The sequence below is a fragment of the Pseudomonas sp. LJDD11 genome (assembly GCF_024584215.1).
In the GTDB taxonomy this organism is placed as follows: Bacteria; Pseudomonadota; Gammaproteobacteria; order Pseudomonadales; family Pseudomonadaceae; genus Aquipseudomonas.
The window spans coordinates 1-18169 of sequence record NZ_JANJFL010000021.1; the positions used below are offsets into that span (position 1 = coordinate 1).

An 18169-nucleotide genomic window follows, 5' to 3' on the forward strand; every position below is an offset into this window, starting at 1 on the left:
ACCAAGGAGTTTCTCGTTCATTCCGCGTTGGAAGTGGTGCGCATTATAAGGACATCTGAAACCCCGTCAACACTTATTTCAAAATCATTCGCGATTCAGGGAAATACGCGCAAAAGCCTTCTTGCCCGCCTGGCAAACATGAGTAGCACCAAGCTTGAATATAAAGCCGCGATCAACCACCTCACCATCGACCTTCACGCTGCCGGCCGCCAGCAGATCACGTGCACCGGCAGCATTCTTCACCAGCCCTGCTTTATTAAGGACGGCAGAAATCGGCAGATCCTCATTGGAAGTAACGATGACCTCTGGCAAATCTTCAGGCAGCTCGCCATCTTTCATGCGGTTGCCTGCAGAACGATGCGCAGTGGCGGCAGCTTCCTCGCCATGGAACCGCGCAACAATCTCTTCAGCCAGCTTGATCTTGATGTCACGCGGGTTGGCGCCCGCCTCGACTTCAGCCTTGAACGCATTGATCTCTTCCATCGAACGGAAGCTCAGCAGCTCGAAGTAGCGCCACATCAGCGCATCCGGAATAGACACAAGCTTGTTATAGATGACGCCCGGCGCCTCCTGGATCCCTACATAGTTACCCAAGGATTTGGACATCTTCTTCACGCCATCCAGACCTTCGAGCAACGGCATGGTCAGAATGCACTGAGCCTCCTGACCATAGGAACGCTGCAGCTCACGCCCCATCAACAGGTTGAATTTCTGATCGGTACCGCCCAGCTCGACGTCAGCGCGCAGGGCAACCGAGTCATAGCCTTGAACCAGCGGATACAGAAACTCATGAATGGCGATCGGCTGGTTGCCGGTATAGCGCTTGTCGAAGTCATCGCGCTCAAGCATCCGCGCAACGGTGTAGTTCGACGCAAGACGAATGAAATCAGCCGGGCTGAGCTTATCCATCCAGGTGGAGTTGAAGGCCACTTCAGTCTTGGCCGGATCGAGGATCTTGAATACCTGCGCCTTATAGGTCTCGGCGTAATCCAGCACCTGCTCACGAGTCAGCGGTGGACGGGTCGCACTCTTGCCACTCGGATCACCGATCATGCCGGTGAAGTCACCGATCAGGAAGATCACCTGATGCCCCAGGTCCTGGAACTGACGCAGCTTATTAATAAGCACCGTATGCCCCAGATGCAGATCCGGGGCAGTAGGGTCGAAACCGGCCTTGATCCGCAGTGGCTGGCCACGCTTGAGCTTTTCTACCAGCTCCGCCTCGACCAGAAGCTCATCCGCGCCGCGCTTGATCAGCGCCAACTGCTCTTCAACCGATTTCATATCACCCCCAATTCAGAAGGGAACCAACCTTACAAGATCAGCGCCCAATTACAAGTTTTTGCCCGGCACACGGGCGCTCCACCCGACCGTCTCTCGGTCAGGGTTGCTTCGCGCCGGATTTGGTTATATTTTATACAGTTATTTCATCTTCATCATGTCATTCATCTTTTCCATTTCACCTTTTTCAAAGTCAAATAGCCCATGAACGACACTCCGCCTAAAGCGCCGCCGCTTTACCCGAAGAGCCACCTACTGGCTGCAAGCGGTATCGCAGCCCTCCTCAGCCTGGCGCTGCTGGTTTTTCCATCCAGCGAAGTCGAAGCAAAACGCACCAATCTCAGTCTTGATCTGGAAATGCCTGCCGAACAGCATGCACAGCATGAAGACGCTACAAACAGCGCCGAAGCCACACCTCAGGGCGCAGATTCACCATTCGCCCAGATCGAATCGGCTGACAGCGAAAACGAAACAGCAACCGTCATTCCGGAAGGCCAGTCCGAGCAAGGCCAGCTGGCAACCGCTCCGGCCCTGAAAGATCCCAATCACCGTGAAGTGGTCGTAGCCAAGGGTGATACCCTGTCGACCCTGTTCGAGAAGGTCGGGTTGCCGGCCACTGCGGTCCACGAACTGCTGGCCAGCGACAAACAGGCCAAGCAATTCAGCAAACTGCAAAACGGTCAGATCCTGCAATTCGAACTGTCTGCGGACGGTCAGCTCAACAAGCTGCACAGCAAGCTCAGCGAACTGGAATCCATCAGCCTGTCCAAAAGCGCCAACGGCTATACGTTCGATCGTGAAGTCAGCAAGCCGGATGTGCGTAACGCCTATGCCCACGGCGTGATCAACAGCTCGCTTTCGCAATCGGCGCAACGTGCCGGCCTGTCCCACGCCATGACCATGGAAATGGCCGAAGTCTTCGGCTACGACATCGACTTCGCCCAGGATCTGCGCAAAGGCGACGAGTTCGATGTGGTCTACGAGCAGAAGGTCATCAACGGCAAGAGCATCGGTAACGGCAACATTCTCGCCGCCCGGTTCACCAACCGGGGCAAGACCTACACCGCAGTGCGCTACGTCAACAAACAAGGTAACGCGAACTACTACACCGCCGAAGGCAACAGCATGCGCAAGGCCTTCATCCGCACGCCGGTTGATTTCGCGCGCATCAGCTCGGTGTTCTCGGCTGGCCGCAAGCACCCGATCCTGAACAAGATCCGTGCCCACAAGGGTGTTGACTACGCCGCACCTCGGGGCACTCCGATCAAAGCTACCGGCGACGGCAAAGTGTTGCTTGCAGGGCGTCGTGGTGGCTACGGCAATACCGTGATCATTCAGCATGGTGACACCTACCGCACCCTGTACGGTCACATGCAGGGCTTTGCCAAAGGCGTCCAGACCGGCGGCAGCGTCAAGCAAGGCCAGGTCATCGGCTATATTGGAACCACCGGCCTGTCGACCGGCCCGCACCTGCACTACGAGTTTCAGGTCAACGGCGTACACGTCGATCCGCTGGGTCAGAAACTGCCAATGGCAGAACCTATCGCCAAGGCCGAAAAGCAGCGTTTCCTGCAGATGAGTCAGCCGCTAATGGCGCGTATGGATCAGGATAAAGCCAGCAAACTGGCGCTGAACAAAAGGTAAACCATGGCCCACTTCTATATCGGCGTCATGTCGGGCACCAGCCTCGACGGAATCGATATCGCTCTGCTTGAGCAGGATCAGCGTCCCAAGCTATTGGCGACGCATTACATCCCCATGCCGGAGGATCTTCGCGCCGAACTGCTCGGCCTTTGCTCCCCCGGCGATGACGAGCTGGCACGAGCAGCGATCGTCGAACAGAAGTGGGTAAGGCTGGTAGCCCAAGGCGTACAGGCTCTGTTGAACGAGCAGAAACTGGTGGCCGGGCAGATTCGCGCCATCGGCAGCCATGGCCAGACCATTCGCCATGAGCCGGCGCGCGGCTTCAGCATCCAGATAGGCAACGCGGCCTTGCTGGCCGAACTCACCGAAATCACCGTGGTGACCGACTTCCGCCGTCGCGATGTCGCTGCCGGAGGCCAAGGCGCGCCCTTGGTGCCGGCGTTCCACGAAGCGCTGTTCGACGATAACAAGGATCGTCGTGCAGTACTTAACGTAGGCGGCTTTACCAACCTGACCCTGATCGAGTCCGATCGTCCGGTGTCCGGTTTTGACTGCGGGCCGGGTAATGTCTTGCTTGATGCCTGGATTCAGGCTCAGCGCAATCTGCCTTACGACCGCAATGGCGAGTGGTCTGCAAGTGGCGAAGTCCATCAGCCACTGTTACAGGCACTGCTCAGCGATCCGTTCTTCCTTACTCAAGGCCCGAAAAGCACGGGCCGTGAAGTCTTCAACCTGGGCTGGCTGAAGCGGCATTTGCAGGCTTTTGCAGAACTGCCCGCACATGATGTCCAGGCTACCCTGCTGGAGCTCACAGCACGCAGCATCACCCAGTCGCTACAGGGCGCCCAGTCGGGAACCATCGAGCTGTTGGTGTGTGGTGGTGGTGCGCACAATCAGGCGCTGATGGACCGACTCGCCAGCCTGCTGCCCAATACACGGGTCAGCAGTACTGCTCAATTCGGGGTCGATCCAGACTGGGTCGAAGCCATGGCGTTTGCCTGGCTGGCGCATTGCTGTCTGGAAAGCGTGCCGGCCAATCGGCCGACGGTGACCGGTGCCCGCGGGCTGCGTGTCCTGGGTGCGATTTACCCGGCTTGACCAAACGCCCACAAAAAAGCCGCGCATCAGCGCGGCTTTTTGTTATGGGCGATCAGATCGAGAAAGACGAACCACAGCCGCAGGTTGTCGTGGCGTTAGGGTTCTTGATCACGAAACGCGAACCTTCCAGACCTTCCTGATAGTCCACTTCAGCGCCAGCCAGATACTGGAAGCTCATGGGGTCGACCACCAGGCTTACGCCCTCACGCTCGACGATAGTGTCATCGTCGGCAACGTCTTCATCGAAGGTAAAGCCGTACTGGAAGCCTGAGCAGCCGCCGCCGGTCACGAAAACCCGCAGTTTCAGGCGATCATTGCCTTCCTCATCAACCAGGGTTTTCACCTTGTGCGCGGCACCAGGGGTGAATTCCAGGGCCACTGGAGTGAAGCTTTCCACGCTCATGTCAGATCTCTCCCGGCTAAAGCCGTCGTAATGCGTAATGGGCACATTATCCGCTTGTCCTAGAAAACAGGTCAACTATAGCAACAGCAGTGACCCGCCCAGAGCATGGCCGATCGTCGCAGTGACGCGGGCCAGCGATTCACCCCATGCGACAACTGACAACGTGACGTAAGGCCACACGCCCCCTACTATTCGGCCACCGTGAACCTGGAGAACCACTAACATGCTCTATTTATGGATCAAAGCGCTGCACATTGTTGCCATTGTCTGCTGGTTTGCCGGCCTGTTTTACCTGCCGCGCCTGTTCGTTTACCACGCCATGAGCGAAGACAGCACCAGCCGTGAGCGCTTCATTGTCATGGAGCGCAAGCTGTACCGAGGTATCATGGGGCCAGCAATGATCGTCGCGCTGCTGCTCGGCGGCTGGCTGGTCTGGCTCAACCCCGGCTGGCTTAGCCAAGGCTGGCTGCATGCCAAACTGACCCTGGTGTTCCTGCTGGTCGGCTATCACCATGTATGTGGTGCCCAGATCAAACGCTTTGCCCGCGGTGAAAAGGGCCGCAGCCATGTTTTTTACCGCTGGTTCAATGAAATTCCTGTATTGCTGCTGTTGGCTATCGTCATTCTGGTGGTCGTCAAACCTTTCTAGACCAGCGTCGATATAGCTCACAGACCAAGCGCCACCTGTGCCGTCGTTTGGTCACCGCAATCTCTTGATATTCGATAAGGAAGCCTTGCATGGCCGCCCCCCACTACCGAATCGTGTTCGACGGACAATTGCGCGAGGGCGTACAGCTCGAAACCGCGAAACTCAATCTCGCCCAGTTGTTCAAGACTGAGGTGGGGGCCGTCGCCTCCCTGTTCAGTGGCCAGCCCGTTGCGTTGAAGCAAGGTCTGGCGCTGGCGGATGCCGAGCGTTATCTGCAGGCACTGCAAGAAGCCGGCGTCCAGGCACGTATAGAGCCCGAGCACGATATCAGCCTGAGCCTGGACAAGGTTGAGCCGGTTCCGCAAACCCGCCCAGCGATCGACGCCGATACGCTCTCACCCTATGCGCCACCCAAAGCCCAGGTCGATACCCCGTCGGCCTATGCTGAACTCAAAGTCTTCAGCCTGAGCGGGCGCATCGGCCGCTTGCGTTATCTGGCCTGGTCGCTGTTGGTACTGGTGATCACCAGCCCGCTGTCTTTGTTGGCCGGGTTGATGATGAGCGCCTCTGATGGCGCCGGCAGTGTCGCGATGCTGCTGGTCGGTGTCGGCATCGCAGCGGCGCTGATTCCCATGGGTGTCCAGCGACTGCATGACATCGGCTGGTCGGGCTGGTGCATGTTGCTTAATCTGGTGCCTGTCGTCGGCAGTTTCTTCCCGCTGGTAATGTGCCTGATGCCAGGCAGCAAGGGCGTCAACGCCTATGGCCCGCCGCCGCCCGCCAACAGCACCACGGTCAAAGTGATCACCGGCCTGTGGCTGGCAGCCCTTGCTTTGCTGTTTGTGGTTGTCCTGTTTACCGGGGCCGGAATGTTCAAGTCGCTCAAAGAGCATATGGAAGTGACCTCCAGTCATTCTGCGCAGTCGATATCAGTCAGCCCGCAGAGCTCAAGACAAAGCCTGTAAGCCGCAGACAAGCCGACGCATGATGTTCGATGGAGACCTGCATGACCCGTTACGCCCTGATCACCGGCGCCACCAGCGGCATAGGCCTGGCCATGGCCGAAGCTCTGGCACGCCGGGGTCACAACCTGATTCTGGTGGCCCGTCGGCGTGACCTGCTGGAAAGCATCGCCCTGGAGCTCACCCAGCGTTTCGGTATCGAAGTCCTGTTCCGGGCTTGCGACCTGGGCGAACCATTGCGTCTTTCCGGATTTCTGCTGGAACTCGAAGACAGCCCTCATCAGATCGACCTGCTGGTCAACAGCGCCGGGATTGGCACATGTGGGCCTTTTCTGGGGCAGGAGTGGGCCGCCGAACAGGACCTGATCGACCTGAATATCCTTGCCCTGACCCGTCTGTGCCACACCGTGGGTAATCTGATGGCCTTGCATGGCGGCGGGCAGATTCTCAACATCGCCGCCATGGCAGGTTTTCAGCCAGGCCCGTGGATGAGCACCTATGCTGCCAGCAAAGCGTATGTACTGCATTTTTCCGAAGCCCTGCGCGAAGAGGGCCACAAAAACGGAGTCAAGGTCTCGGTACTCTGTCCCAGCCCGACCCGTACGGCCTTCTGGCGCACAGCCCAGGTTCGCGCCGACGACCGCAAGATGATGACCCCGGAAGAGTTGGCGCTGTATACCGTGCGCGCGCTGGAGCGCAATTGCGCAATCATCGTGCCCGGCTGGCGTAACAAGCTGCGCACATTCGGGCCACGGCTGGCCTCACGCTGGCTGACCCGCCGGATCAGCGGTTTGCTCAACAGAAAGCGCTGCCTGAATTACTGACGAAGCAATAACGCCTCAGTACACTGCGGCAAGGCCCACCCACCCTCAAGGAGTTCATGGCTGTGGAGACAATCTTTACCAAGATCATCAATCGGGAAATCCCGGCGAAGATCATCTACGAAGATGATCAGGTTCTGGCCTTCCACGACATCGCCCCGCAAGCGCCAGTGCATTTTCTGGTCATCCCGAAAAAACCGATCCGCACCCTCAATGATCTGGCTGAAGAAGATAAAGCCCTGGCCGGGCACATTCTGTTCACCGCACAGCGGCTGGCCAAAGAGCTGGGCTGCGAAGACGGCTTTCGCGTCGTGATGAACTGCAATGAACTCGGCGGCCAGACCGTCTATCACATTCATATGCACGTACTGGGTCAACGTCAGATGAACTGGCCTCCGGGCTGAGTGCACGACCAGCGGCTGCATCCTGTCGCCAATCAGTCACATCGCGGCAGGATGATCCGCCTCAAGCCTCAGGGCCAGGATTGCAGTAGACTGGGGCCAATCGATATCTTCGGAGGTGCCCATGGCAACCGAACGCCACTACTCTGTGCTCGACAAACTGCTGCTGCAGGCAGACAGCGCCATGCGCACCCTGCTTCCTTCAAGCGGTCACTCTTCGCGCCCATCGCCGGCCATCGTGAGGCCGGAGCACAAGATGGACGAGACCGAAACCCGGCACATCGCCGGCCTGATGCGTATCAACCACACTGGCGAAGTCTGCGCCCAGGCGCTGTACCAGGGTCAGGCCCTGACCGCCAAGCTGCCCGAAGTACGCAAGGCCATGGAGCATGCCGCCGAAGAAGAGATTGACCATCTGGTTTGGTGCGAGCAACGCATTCACCAGTTGGGCAGCCATACCAGCGTGCTTAACCCGTTGTTCTACGGCCTGTCGTTCAGCATTGGCGCCGCTGCCGGGCTAATCAGCGACCGGATGAGCCTCGGCTTCGTCGCCGCGACCGAAGATCAGGTCTGCAAGCACCTGGACGAGCACCTCGAACAGATTCCCAACGAAGACGAAAAGTCCCGGGCCATCCTCGAACAGATGCGCATCGATGAAGCCCATCATGCTGAAACGGCACTCGATGCAGGCGGTTTTCGCTTCCCGACGCCGGTCAAGTTCGGCATGAGTCTGGTGGCCAAGGTCATGACCAAGACCACTTACCGGATCTGACATGACAAACAGAAAAAAGGCGCTTCGACAGCGCCTTTTTTCATGAAAGTCAGCCCAACTCGACGATCTCGTAGTCGTGGGTAATTTTCACCCCGGCATTGCCCAGCATGATCGAGGCCGAGCAGTACTTCTCTGCCGACAGTTCGATGGCACGCTTGACCTGGGCTTCTTTCAAACCTCGGCCCTTGACCACAAAGTGCAGATGAATGCGGGTGAAGACCTTCGGATCTTCCGAAGCGCGCTCGGCTTCCAGAAACGCCTCGCAGCTCTCGACCGGCTGGCGGGACTTCTTGAGAATACTCACCACGTCGAAATTGCTGCAACCACCCAGCCCGATCAGCACCATCTCCATCGGCCGTACCCCAAGGTTACGGCCTCCGGCCTCCGGCGGGCCGTCCATCACCACCACATGACCACTGCCCGACTCGCCGAGGAACATGGCTTCGCCAGCCCATTGAATGCGTGCTTTCATCGCCAGACTCCACTGCTGGAAAAAAGGGTCGCCAGATTAGGGGCTGTTGCGCGTTGAGTGCAAGCCGGGTGTTTACTCCCGCCCGCCTATATAAGTCATGACTTTAAAGGTAGATGTGTAGGAAACTTCGGAAATAATGCCAAAGTGCTCTCATCGTGCTGGGGAGAATGACGATTTGGCCGATAATCAATAACAAGCAATCTGGCGCAAGACTTTTTCGGGAAATACGCATGGCCGTCATCGCCCTCAATCCAAAACTCAAGAGCATCGACAAGCTCCTGACGCACGCCCAACGCCGCCGCTGCCCGGCCAGAAGCCACATTATCTGCGCAGGCGACCCTTCGGAGTCGCTGTTCTTCATCGTTAAAGGGTCGGTGACGATTCTGATCGAAGACAGCGAAGGCCGGGAAATGATCGTCGCCTACCTCAACAGCGGCGACTTCTTCGGTGAGCTGGGTCTGTTCGAGCCTCTTGGCCATGCGTCGCCGCGTAGCGCGTGGGTGCGGGCCAAGACCGAGTGCGAGATCGCCGAGATCAGCTACGCCAGATTCCGCGAGCTGAGCCAGCAAGAGCCGGAGATTCTCTACACCATGGGCGCCCAGATGGCCGAACGCCTGCGCAATACCACGCGCAAGGTCGGAGACCTGGCGTTTCTGGATGTCACCGGGCGGGTGGCACGCACCCTGTTGGACCTGTGCAAGCAACCCGATGCCATGACTCACCCGGACGGCATGCAAATCAAGATCACCCGCCAGGAAATCGGCCGTATCGTGGGTTGTTCGCGAGAAATGGTCGGGCGCGTACTCAAGTCACTGGAAGAACAACGCCTGGTTCACGTCAAGGGCAAGACCATGGTGGTGTTCGGCACCCGCTGAGGCAGGTTACAACCCGGCGAGCAATTGCCGATAGGCTGCGGCCAGGTGCTCAAGCAACTGGTCATCGCTAAAGACTTCACGCAGCGCAATATGACTGCTGGCTTGCACTCGCGGCGCCAGTCCGCAGCTTTGGTAGAACAGATTGACCGCTGCCACCATCTCGTCACGCTGGTTGTCCAGCAGCAGTGCGCCGTGCACCAACACCACCGGACGTGCTCCACCCTGGGCCTGGCGCCAGCGCTGGGCAGTGCCCACCAGCTTGCGGCCATTGAGATTGACGTTGTAACGCCCGTCACAAAATGCGCCTTCAACCTCGCCCAACGATGACTGGCCGCCGAACGCCGCAAGCACCTTCAGCATTGGCTGGCATAACCGCAGGTAAGCCGTCTCGATACGGTCGCGATCCACATCCGTCGCAGGCTGGGCATAGACCAGCGCAATGTTCACCGTGGCCGGTGATTGCGGCACCGGCTCACCACCGGTCTCACGCAGCAAGACCGGCCAGCCGCTTTCGGCCAGAACCTTACAAGCCTCGTCGAACCCGGCCAGCCGGCTCATGCGCCGGGGCATGACCAAGGCCTGCCGGTCAGGACGCCAGAACAGCAGGCCATGCTCGGCCTCACCGACGCACACCGTGCCAAGCAGGTCCAGCTCAGCCTGCAGACCTTGCTCTACACCTGCCTCGACGATCATGCCGGCCACCGGGTCAGTCAATCACCGGCCCGATAGCGCTGGGCGCTGCACCGCGCTCGGGGAAGAACAGACGCTGCAACTCGGTGCCCGGCTGCTCGGCACGCATGAACGCCTCGCCGACCAGGAACGAATACACGTCGTTGATTTCCATCAGCTCGACATCGGCGCGATTGAGAATCCCGCTTTCAGTGATCACCAGACGGTCACGCGGAATGCGCGGCAGCAGGTCCAGCGTGGTTTCCAGGCTAACGTCGAAGGTGTGCAGGTTACGGTTGTTGATGCCCACCAGCGGGGTATCCAGAGTCTTGAGTGCGCGCTCCAGCTCCTCACCGTCATGGACCTCGACCAAGACATCAAGACCAACGCCCTTGGCGGTTGCGGCCAATTCAGCCATGCGCCCATCATCCAGGGCCGAAACGATCAGCAGGATGCAATCGGCGCCCAGCGCACGGGCCTCGACCACCTGATACGGGTCGATCATGAAATCCTTGCGGATCACTGGCAGCTTGCACGCCGCACGGGCTTGCTGCAGATACGCATCAGCGCCCTGAAAGAAGTCGATGTCAGTCAGAACCGACAGGCAGGTCGCCCCGCCCTGCTCATAACTGACGGCGATTTCGGCAGGCTTGAAATCTTCGCGGATCACGCCTTTGCTCGGTGAGGCCTTTTTGATCTCGGCAATCACTGCCGGCTGCTTGCGCCTGGCCTGTTCTATCAATGCATTAGCAAAGCCACGCGGTGCATCACCCCTGGCAATCTGTTGTTCCAGTTCGGCCAGGCTGACCCGGGCACGACAGGCAATGACTTCTTCAGCCTTGCGGGCCAGGATTTTTTCCAGAACCGTCGGCACGCTCATCCTTCATTCTCCAGCTTGAATACGGCGGTAAAAGCGCCCAGCTCTTCGAGTTTTTCCCGGGCCAGACCAGTGTGCAACGCATCGTGAGCCAACTCCACGCCTTCTTTGAGGCTGTAGGCATGATCAGCGGCGTAAAGTGCAGCGCCAGCGTTGAGCACGATCATTTCGGCAGCCTTTTGCCCGCTCTCGGTCTTGCGTCGTCCCAGCGCATCACGAATCAGTTCCAGCGACGCTTGCGGGCTGTCGACTACCAGGCCATACAGGCTCTGGCTCTTGATCCCCAGGTCCTCGGGCTGGACCCAGTACTCAGTGATCTGATCGTTGTTCAATTCAGCGACAAAGGTTGGCGCTGCCAGGCTGAATTCGTCCAGACCATCCTGAGAGTGCACCACCAGTACGTGCTTGCTACCCAAGCGCTGCAACACCTCGGCCAGCGGCCGGCACAAAGCCTGGGTAAACACGCCCACCACCTGATGACGCACACCGGCCGGGTTGGTCAGCGGGCCAAGCATGTTGAACAGGGTGCGCAGCCCCAGGTCGCGCCGGGGGCCGGCGGCGTACTTCATGGCACCATGGTGCATTTGCGCGAACATGAAGCCGATGCCCACACTGTCGATGCAACGAGCGACCTGCACCGGGCTCAGGTTCAGATAGACACCGGCAGCTTCAAGCAGGTCGGCACTGCCGCTTTTGCCCGACACCGCACGGTTGCCATGCTTGGCCACGGTGCAGCCAGCAGCGGAGATCACCAGCGAGGCGGCGGTGGATACGTTGAAGATATTCGCGCCATCACCACCGGTGCCGACAATGTCGACCACCCGCTCCAGCGTCTGCAACTGCACCTGGCCTGCCAGCTCACGCATCACCGAGACAGCGCCGACGATTTCATCGATGCTCTCGCTTTTCATGCGCATGCCCATCATGAACGCGCCGATCTGCGCCTCGGTGCACTGACCGGTCATGATGTCGCGCATCACCTGGCTCATTTCTTCAGTGCTCAGGTCCAGATGATTGACCACCCGGTCCAGGGCAGTCTTGATATTGATTGTGCTGCTCATGGGAGTTCCTTATGCCTGACGACTGCCGCCGGTCTGTTTGAGAAAGTTGGCGAACAGCTCATGACCCTGCTCGGTGAGGATCGACTCGGGGTGAAACTGCACACCCTCGATATTCAGAGTCTTGTGCCGCAGGCCCATGATCTCGTCCACTGAACCATCGGCATGCGCCGTCCAGGCAGTGACTTCCAGGCAGTCGGGCAACGTCTCGCGCTTGACCACCAGCGAGTGATAACGGGTCACCACCAGCGGCTGGTTCAGCCCATTGAACACGCCCAGGTCTTCATGGGCCACCGGGCTGGTCTTGCCGTGCATCACCTGGCGGGCGCGCACCACATCACCACCAAACGCCTGACCGATCGATTGATGGCCCAGGCAGACACCGAGAATCGGCAGCTTGCCGGCAAAGTGACGGATCACTTCAAGCGACACGCCAGCCTCGTTAGGCGTGCAAGGCCCTGGCGATACCACGATACGCTCAGGGTTGAGCGCCTCGATCTGGGCAATGGTCAATTCGTCGTTGCGGATCACTTTGACATCGGCACCCAGCTCACCCAGGTACTGCACGACGTTGTAGGTAAAGGAGTCGTAGTTATCGATCATCAGCAGCATGTAGCTCACCTCTTGAATTCGCTGACTTTGAAACCGCCCCGCGCAGGTCGTCGCTCACAGGTCACCATCACCAGGATGATCAGGCATCCGGGGCGCACCAGCAGACAGATTACGAGGGCACATTGTTACGAGTCCGGCGTGGCCGGAAGGAGAATAGTCAGGCGCGCCAACGCCAACGGGCGTGAGCCTTGATAACGCGCATCAAGAGTTTGCTGACAGTCGTCACGGAAGGAGTCTCTTCTAAACGTTTCGGGACATTAGCGTACCGGGTCACACCGCGCAATCATTGTACGCAAGAAAACCGACGCAATATCCCATCAGAAACCGACAGTTAAAGCGCATCAGCCCACAAGCACATCATTTGCCCAGACAGACATCGCGTATTACGCCCAATGCTGCGCGTAACCGGCCATCGGCCTGGCAACTGTGCCAATGCTTGCTAGGGTGTCTGGGGCCGGTAAAAACAACAACACGGATGGCTACCATGCGCTCACTCGTCTCGCCGTTTTCCTCGTTGCGCAAGCCGCTGCTGGCTTGCCTGCTATCACTGGGCTGCCTGCCGACGCCGGGCACCGCAGCGCCTTACTCGACCCTGTTCGTCTTCGGCGACAGCCTGGCCGATGCCGGGCAATTCCCGGATCTCGCCGGCCCCAGCGGCGCGAGCCTGCGGTTTACCAACCGCACTGGTCCGACCTACGGCAGCGGTGAAATGACCGGCTACAGCTCTTCGACCCTGCTGGGCATGATGCTCGGCATTGCGCCTGCCGATCTGAATGCCTCGACTTCACCGCTCAACGCCGCCCTGGGTCTGCCCGACGGCAACAATTGGGCGGTCGGCGGGTATCGCACTGACCAGATCCTGGCGGCCATTACCTCGCAGTCCAGCGTGGTCGACCCCAACTCGGGAACCACCTTGCGCACCCGGCCGGGTTACCTGCCCGGCAATAACTTTCGCGCTGATCCCGATGCCTTGTATTACCTGACTGGCGGCGGCAACGACTTCCTCCAGGGCCGGGTACTGAGTGCCAGCGATGCGCGGGCCGCCGGTGGCCGCCTGGCCGACAGCGCCCAAACACTGCAGCAGGCCGGTGCACGCTACATCATGGTCTGGCTGCTGCCGGACATCGGCCAGACTCCGGCCTTCAGCGGCAATCCGGCACAACCTTTGGTCTCTCAACTCAGTGCCGCCTTCAACAGCCAACTGGTCGCGCAACTGGCGCAGATCGATGCGCAGATCATCCCGTTGAACATTCCGCTGTTCATCAGCGAAACCCTGGCCGACCCGGCCCGTTACGGCTTTGCAGCCAATACCAATCTGATCGGCACCTGCTTCAGCGGCGACAGCTGCACAGCCAACCCGATCTACGGCCTGAACGGCAGCAGCCCGGACCCGAGCAAGCTGTTTTTCAATGACCGCGTACACCCCACCACCGCTGCACAACAACTGCTCGCCGATTACGGCTGGTCGATCCTCTCTGCACCTTGGGAACTGACCCTGCTGCCGGAAATGGGTCACAGCACCTTGCGTAGCCAACAGGATGAGCTGCGCTCGCAATGGCTGGCAGACTTCGGTGCATGGCAACCGATTGGCCAGTGGCGCAGCCTCGTCGCCGCCGGCGGTCAGCATCTGGATATCGACGCCCAAAGCAGCGGCGCCCAAGCCGATGGCCGTGGCTACAACCTGACCCTCGGCGGCAGCTACCGGTTTGCCGAGCACTGGCGCAGCGGTCTGGTTGCCGGAGCCTATCGGCAGAGTTTGAAAGCAGGAACGCTTGATTCGCACTACCGCCTCAATGGTTATATCGCCAGCGCTTTCCTGCAGTACCAGGCCAACAACCTGTGGGCTGATCTGGCCGCGTCCGGCGGGCGTCTCGACTATGATCGGGCCGAGCGCAAATTCGCTCTGGGCGTCGCCGAAGCCCAGCAAAAAGGTGACACCGACGGTCACCTGTGGGCATTGAGTGCACGACTGGGCTATGACCTGGCCGGCGCCAACCGCCCCTGGCACCTGTCGCCGTTCATCAGCGCCGACTATGCCCGGGTGAACGTGGATGGCTATCGCGAGCTCGGTAATGGCTCGACCGCCCTGACCATCGACGATCAAGAGCGCACCTCAAAGCGCGCCGGGGTCGGCCTGCTAGGCAAATGGCAATTGAGCAATGCCACCCAAGTGTTCGGCGAAATCGCCCACGAGCGCGAGTTCGAAACCGACCCGCAACAACTGCGCATGGCCCTGACCAGCCTGTCGTCGATCAACTTCGAGCTACAAGGCTATGAGCCTCAGCGCAACCTCAACCGCGCCAGCCTTGGGGTGGCACATAAAATCAGTCGCGACCTGAGCCTGCGCGCCAATTACAACTGGCGCAAGAACGACGAACTGACCCAGCAAGGGGTCAGTGTCGGAGTGAGTCTGGATTTCTGAAGCGAGCGGGAGCTGTAGGACCGGCTTTAGCCGGGAATCGTTAACCGTTTCTTCCCGGCTAAAGCCGGTCCTACAAGCGGAGCGCCACCCGGCCCCTCCTACTGCTGCTCAGCCAAAGCAACGGCGCGGAACATGGCGCGGCGTTTGTTGATGGTTTCTTCCCATTCAAGCGCCGGCACCGAGTCGGCCACGATGCCGCCACCAGCCTGCACGTGCAGCTCGCCATCCTTGATCACTGCGGTGCGGATAGCGATGGCGGTGTCCATGTTGCCGTTCCACGCCAGGTAACCCACCGCACCGCCGTAGACGCCGCGCTTGACCGGCTCCAGTTCGTCGATGATTTCCATGGCACGGATCTTCGGCGCCCCTGACAGGGTGCCGGCCGGCAGGATCGCCCGCAATGCATCCATGGCCGTCAGGCCACTCTTGAGCTGGCCTGTGACGTTGGAGACGATGTGCATCACGTTGGAATAACGCTCGATGACCATCTTCTCGGTCAGTTTCACGGTGCCGATTTCAGAGACCCGCCCCGTGTCGTTACGTCCCAGATCGATGAGCATCAGGTGTTCGGCAATTTCCTTGTCGTCGGACAGCAAGTCTTCTTCCAGCGCCCGGTCGGCTTCTTCGTTCGCGCCACGCGGACGGGTCCCGGCAATCGGTCGCACGGTGACCAGGTTGTCCTCGACCCGCACCAGCACTTCCGGCGAGCTGCCCACCACATGGAAGTCGCCAAAGTTGAAGAAGTACATGTACGGCGTCGGGTTGAAGCAACGCAGCGCCCGATACAGATCGATAGGCGCAGCCTTGAAGTCGATGGACATCCGCTGCGACGGCACCACCTGCATCACATCGCCTGCCAGGATGTACTGCTTGATGGTGTCTACGGCCCGCTCATAGTCGCTCTGGGTGTAACTTGAGCGGAACGCAGGTTCGGCGGCCGGCGGACGCGACAGGTCCAGCCCACGACGCGGGGTGATCGGCTGGCGGAGCTTTTCCATCAACGCATCAAGCTGGGCCAGACCGTTTTCATAAGCATCGGACTGCGCCGGGTCGACCAGCACGATGGCGTGCATCTTGCCGGCCAGATTGTCGAATACCACTACCGCATCGGAAACCATCAGCAGGATATCGGGCACGCCCAGCGGGTCCGGGTTCGGGCAGGTGGCCAGACGTTTTTCGACATAGCGCACACAGTCATAACCGAAGTAACCGACCAGCCCCCCATTGAAACGCGGCAACCCCGGCAGGGTCGGCACGTTATAGCGGGCCTTGAAGGTCTCAACGAACGCCAGCGGATCTTCAACCTCCAGGCTCTCGATCTCGACGCCATCGCGGGTCACGCTGACCTTGTGGCCATAGACGCGCAATACCGTGCGGCACGGCAGGCCGATAATCGAGTAACGCCCCCACTTCTCGCCGCCCTGCACCGACTCCAGCAAATAGGAGTTGGGCTGGTCAGCCAGTTTGAGATAGATCGACAAGGGAGTATCGAAATCGGCCAGTGTATCGAGGGCCAACGGGATACGGTTGTAGCCTTCAGTGGCCAGACGCAGGAATTCTTCGCGGTTCATGAAACGCCTCGTGGTATGAGGATAAACAGTCAGTCGGGCAAGTTGCCCATGGCAAACGTGCCGCATGCGCGGCCAGGAACAAGTCAGGCGCGCCAGCGCCAGCGGGCCAGGGCCTTGATGACTTTCATCCAGAGTTTGCGAGTGACCACCACGATGGAATCTCTTTGCGAGGGATGTTCAATGTCGGGCAACAGTATCTCAGCGCCCATGTCCAGGCAACCGGGAATCAGCTTGCGCAGATCATCAATCACCAGCGACGGCGACTCCTCGGCAATCGGTCGCCCATGGTTGTAACCATAGGTCAGGCCGACACTGGCAACCCCGGCCGCCTTGGCCGCCTGCACATCACTGCGCGAATCGCCCACGAACAGTGCTTGGGAGGCGTCTACTCCGGCCATTTTCATGACCTGAAACAACGCCGCCGGGTCGGGTTTTTTCTGTGGCAGGGTATCGCCGCCGATGATCCAGCGGAAAAACCGCCCCAGTTTCATCTCATCAAGCAGCGGCGCGACGAACTGCTCCGGCTTGTTGGTGATCAGGGCCATTTCCACGCCCTTCTTCTGCAGCCACTTCAGGGTTTCGCGCACACCGGGGTACACCACGGTATGTTCATGCTTCTCGGCATAGGCCTGCATGAACAGTTCAAGCCCCTGTTCGGCCAACCCGGCATCGACGCTCGCATGCTCGATATCCCCGGCCAAGGCACGGCGCACCAGCACCGGTGCGCCATTGCCAACCCAGGCCCGTACAGCCTCCAACCCCGCCGCCGGACGCCCAAGCCCCAGCAGCATCTTGTCGACTGCCACGGCCAGGTCGGGCACCGAGTCGACCAGGGTGCCGTCCAGATCGAACATGATCAGTTTCGGCAACTGGCCTGGAAAAAGCTGTTCGAAGCCGCTCATGGGCGGGCCGCTGCCAGCTCGCTGCGCATTTTGTCGATGACTTGCTTGTAGTCCGGGGCATTGAAAATCGCAGAGCCAGCCACGAAGGTATCGGCCCCGGCGGCAGCAATCTCGCGGATGTTCTGCACGTTCACACCGCCGTCGATTTCCAGACGAATGTCACGGCCCGATGCGTCGATCAGCGCACGTGCCTGACGCAGCTTGTCCAGCGTACCGGGAATGAACTTCTGCCCGCCGAAGCCTGGGTTGACGCTCATCAGCAGGATCATGTCGACCTTGTCCATCACGTACTCCAGCACGCTCAATGGCGTGGCCGGGTTGAACACCAGGCCCGACTTGCAGCCACCGTCACGGATCAGTTGCAGGGACCGATCAACATGCTGGCTGGCTTCGGGGTGGAAAGTGATGTAACTGGCACCGGCCTCGATGAAGTCGCCGATGATGCGATCGACCGGGCTGACCATCAGATGCACATCGATCGGCGCGGTGACGCCATACTTGCGCAAAGCGCTGCATACCATCGGGCCGATGGTCAGATTCGGCACGTAATGGTTGTCCATTACATCGAAGTGCACGAAGTCGGCTCCAGCGGCCAGGACACTGTCGACATCCTGCCCGAGGCGGGCGAAGTCGGCGGAAAGAATCGATGGAGCAATAACGAAGGGCTGCATGGCGCACCT

Annotated in this window: 18 protein-coding genes and 2 pseudogenes; 10 read left to right on the forward strand and 10 right to left on the reverse strand. The window is 59.6% G+C overall.

All coding sequences use genetic code 11. The features are described 5' to 3' along the window. Nucleotides 1-84 precede the first annotated feature (84 nt). Nucleotides 85-1284: a tyrosine--tRNA ligase gene (tyrS, locus tag NRB16_RS20905; protein WP_045484193.1), complete on the reverse strand. Its 1200-nt coding sequence runs from the start codon at nucleotides 1282-1284 to the stop codon at nucleotides 85-87. A 201-nt stretch (nucleotides 1285-1485) separates the two neighbouring features. Here tyrS and NRB16_RS29830 point away from each other — a divergent pair. The 3 genes and pseudogenes from NRB16_RS29830 to NRB16_RS20915 form a co-directional block, all read left to right on the forward strand. After that, nucleotides 1486-1741: pseudogene (locus NRB16_RS29830) on the forward strand (peptidase M23); the annotation flags it as partial. 68 nt (nucleotides 1742-1809) lie between these two features. Further along, nucleotides 1810-2925, forward strand: a pseudogene (locus NRB16_RS20910) (peptidoglycan DD-metalloendopeptidase family protein); the annotation flags it as partial. 3 nt (nucleotides 2926-2928) lie between these two features. After that, nucleotides 2929-4023, forward strand: coding sequence for an anhydro-N-acetylmuramic acid kinase (locus NRB16_RS20915; RefSeq protein ID WP_253116943.1), 1095 nt, complete (start codon nucleotides 2929-2931; stop codon nucleotides 4021-4023). Nucleotides 4024-4075: 52 nt separating this feature from the next. Here the strand turns inward: NRB16_RS20915 and erpA are convergent, their stop codons facing one another. Beyond that, nucleotides 4076-4426, reverse strand: coding sequence for an iron-sulfur cluster insertion protein ErpA (gene erpA / locus NRB16_RS20920; protein ID WP_045484197.1), 351 nt, complete (start codon nucleotides 4424-4426; stop codon nucleotides 4076-4078). Between the two features lie 223 nt (nucleotides 4427-4649). On the opposite strand from erpA, the gene hemJ reads away from it, so the two are divergent. The 5 genes from hemJ (at nucleotide 4650) to coq7 (ending at nucleotide 8031) form a co-directional block, all read left to right on the forward strand. Then, a complete protein-coding gene (gene hemJ, locus NRB16_RS20925) occupies nucleotides 4650-5075 on the forward strand; it encodes a protoporphyrinogen oxidase HemJ (protein WP_257106844.1) in 426 nt (141 codons plus the stop codon). 89 nt (nucleotides 5076-5164) lie between these two features. Next, nucleotides 5165-6040, forward strand: a complete 876-nt coding sequence (locus tag NRB16_RS20930) for a DUF805 domain-containing protein (RefSeq protein ID WP_045484203.1) — start codon at nucleotides 5165-5167, stop codon at nucleotides 6038-6040. Between the two features lie 41 nt (nucleotides 6041-6081). Continuing rightward, complete coding sequence (locus NRB16_RS20935; RefSeq protein ID WP_045484204.1) at nucleotides 6082-6861, forward strand: SDR family oxidoreductase; 780 nt, start codon at nucleotides 6082-6084, stop codon at nucleotides 6859-6861. A gap of 56 nt (nucleotides 6862-6917) precedes the next feature. Further along, on the forward strand, nucleotides 6918-7262 hold the full coding sequence (locus NRB16_RS20940; RefSeq protein WP_290447337.1) for a histidine triad nucleotide-binding protein: 345 nt from the start codon (nucleotides 6918-6920) through the stop codon (nucleotides 7260-7262). A gap of 121 nt (nucleotides 7263-7383) precedes the next feature. Then, nucleotides 7384-8031, forward strand: a complete 648-nt coding sequence (coq7, locus tag NRB16_RS20945; protein WP_045484207.1) for a 2-polyprenyl-3-methyl-6-methoxy-1,4-benzoquinone monooxygenase — start codon at nucleotides 7384-7386, stop codon at nucleotides 8029-8031. A 49-nt stretch (nucleotides 8032-8080) separates the two neighbouring features. Here the strand turns inward: coq7 and NRB16_RS20950 are convergent, their stop codons facing one another. Next, nucleotides 8081-8503, reverse strand: coding sequence for an OsmC family protein (locus tag NRB16_RS20950; protein WP_045484210.1), 423 nt, complete (start codon nucleotides 8501-8503; stop codon nucleotides 8081-8083). 230 nt (nucleotides 8504-8733) lie between these two features. Between NRB16_RS20950 and crp the strand changes: the two genes are divergently transcribed. Then, nucleotides 8734-9378, forward strand: a complete 645-nt coding sequence (gene crp / locus NRB16_RS20955) for a cAMP-activated global transcriptional regulator CRP (protein WP_045484213.1) — start codon at nucleotides 8734-8736, stop codon at nucleotides 9376-9378. A 6-nt stretch (nucleotides 9379-9384) separates the two neighbouring features. Here the strand turns inward: crp and NRB16_RS20960 are convergent, their stop codons facing one another. Genes NRB16_RS20960 through NRB16_RS20975 form a run of 4 tightly spaced genes read right to left on the reverse strand, consistent with a single transcriptional unit; the run spans nucleotide 9385 to nucleotide 12594 of the window. Then, the gene (locus tag NRB16_RS20960) at nucleotides 9385-10071 is read right to left on the reverse strand and encodes a lipoate--protein ligase family protein (protein WP_257106845.1); all 687 of its coding nucleotides are present in this window, start codon (nucleotides 10069-10071) and stop codon (nucleotides 9385-9387) included. Between the two features lie 13 nt (nucleotides 10072-10084). After that, entirely contained in the window at nucleotides 10085-10927 is an 843-nt protein-coding gene (trpC, locus tag NRB16_RS20965; RefSeq protein WP_045484216.1) for an indole-3-glycerol phosphate synthase TrpC, read from the reverse strand. Further along, nucleotides 10924-11973: an anthranilate phosphoribosyltransferase gene (gene trpD, locus NRB16_RS20970; protein WP_045493900.1), complete on the reverse strand. Its 1050-nt coding sequence runs from the start codon at nucleotides 11971-11973 to the stop codon at nucleotides 10924-10926. The genes trpC and trpD overlap by 4 nt, the downstream gene beginning before the upstream one ends. A 21-nt stretch (nucleotides 11974-11994) precedes the next feature. Continuing rightward, the gene (locus NRB16_RS20975; RefSeq protein WP_045484218.1) at nucleotides 11995-12594 is read right to left on the reverse strand and encodes an aminodeoxychorismate/anthranilate synthase component II; all 600 of its coding nucleotides are present in this window, start codon (nucleotides 12592-12594) and stop codon (nucleotides 11995-11997) included. Nucleotides 12595-13078: 484 nt separating this feature from the next. Here NRB16_RS20975 and estP point away from each other — a divergent pair, with 484 nt between their 5' ends. Continuing rightward, nucleotides 13079-15016 (forward strand): esterase EstP, encoded by a 1938-nt coding sequence (estP, locus tag NRB16_RS20980; protein WP_257106846.1) that lies wholly within the window; start codon nucleotides 13079-13081, stop codon nucleotides 15014-15016. A gap of 98 nt (nucleotides 15017-15114) precedes the next feature. Here estP and trpE read toward each other — a convergent pair whose 3' ends face one another. The 3 genes from trpE to rpe all read right to left on the reverse strand — a co-directional run bounded on the left by trpE (nucleotide 15115) and on the right by rpe (nucleotide 18160). Then, nucleotides 15115-16587 (reverse strand): anthranilate synthase component I, encoded by a 1473-nt coding sequence (gene trpE, locus NRB16_RS20985; RefSeq protein WP_045484226.1) that lies wholly within the window; start codon nucleotides 16585-16587, stop codon nucleotides 15115-15117. An 83-nt stretch (nucleotides 16588-16670) separates the two neighbouring features. Continuing rightward, on the reverse strand, nucleotides 16671-17489 hold the full coding sequence (locus NRB16_RS20990) for a phosphoglycolate phosphatase (protein ID WP_045484229.1): 819 nt from the start codon (nucleotides 17487-17489) through the stop codon (nucleotides 16671-16673). After that, complete coding sequence (gene rpe / locus NRB16_RS20995; protein WP_045493903.1) at nucleotides 17486-18160, reverse strand: ribulose-phosphate 3-epimerase; 675 nt, start codon at nucleotides 18158-18160, stop codon at nucleotides 17486-17488. The genes NRB16_RS20990 and rpe overlap by 4 nt, the downstream gene beginning before the upstream one ends. Nucleotides 18161-18169 lie beyond the last annotated feature (9 nt).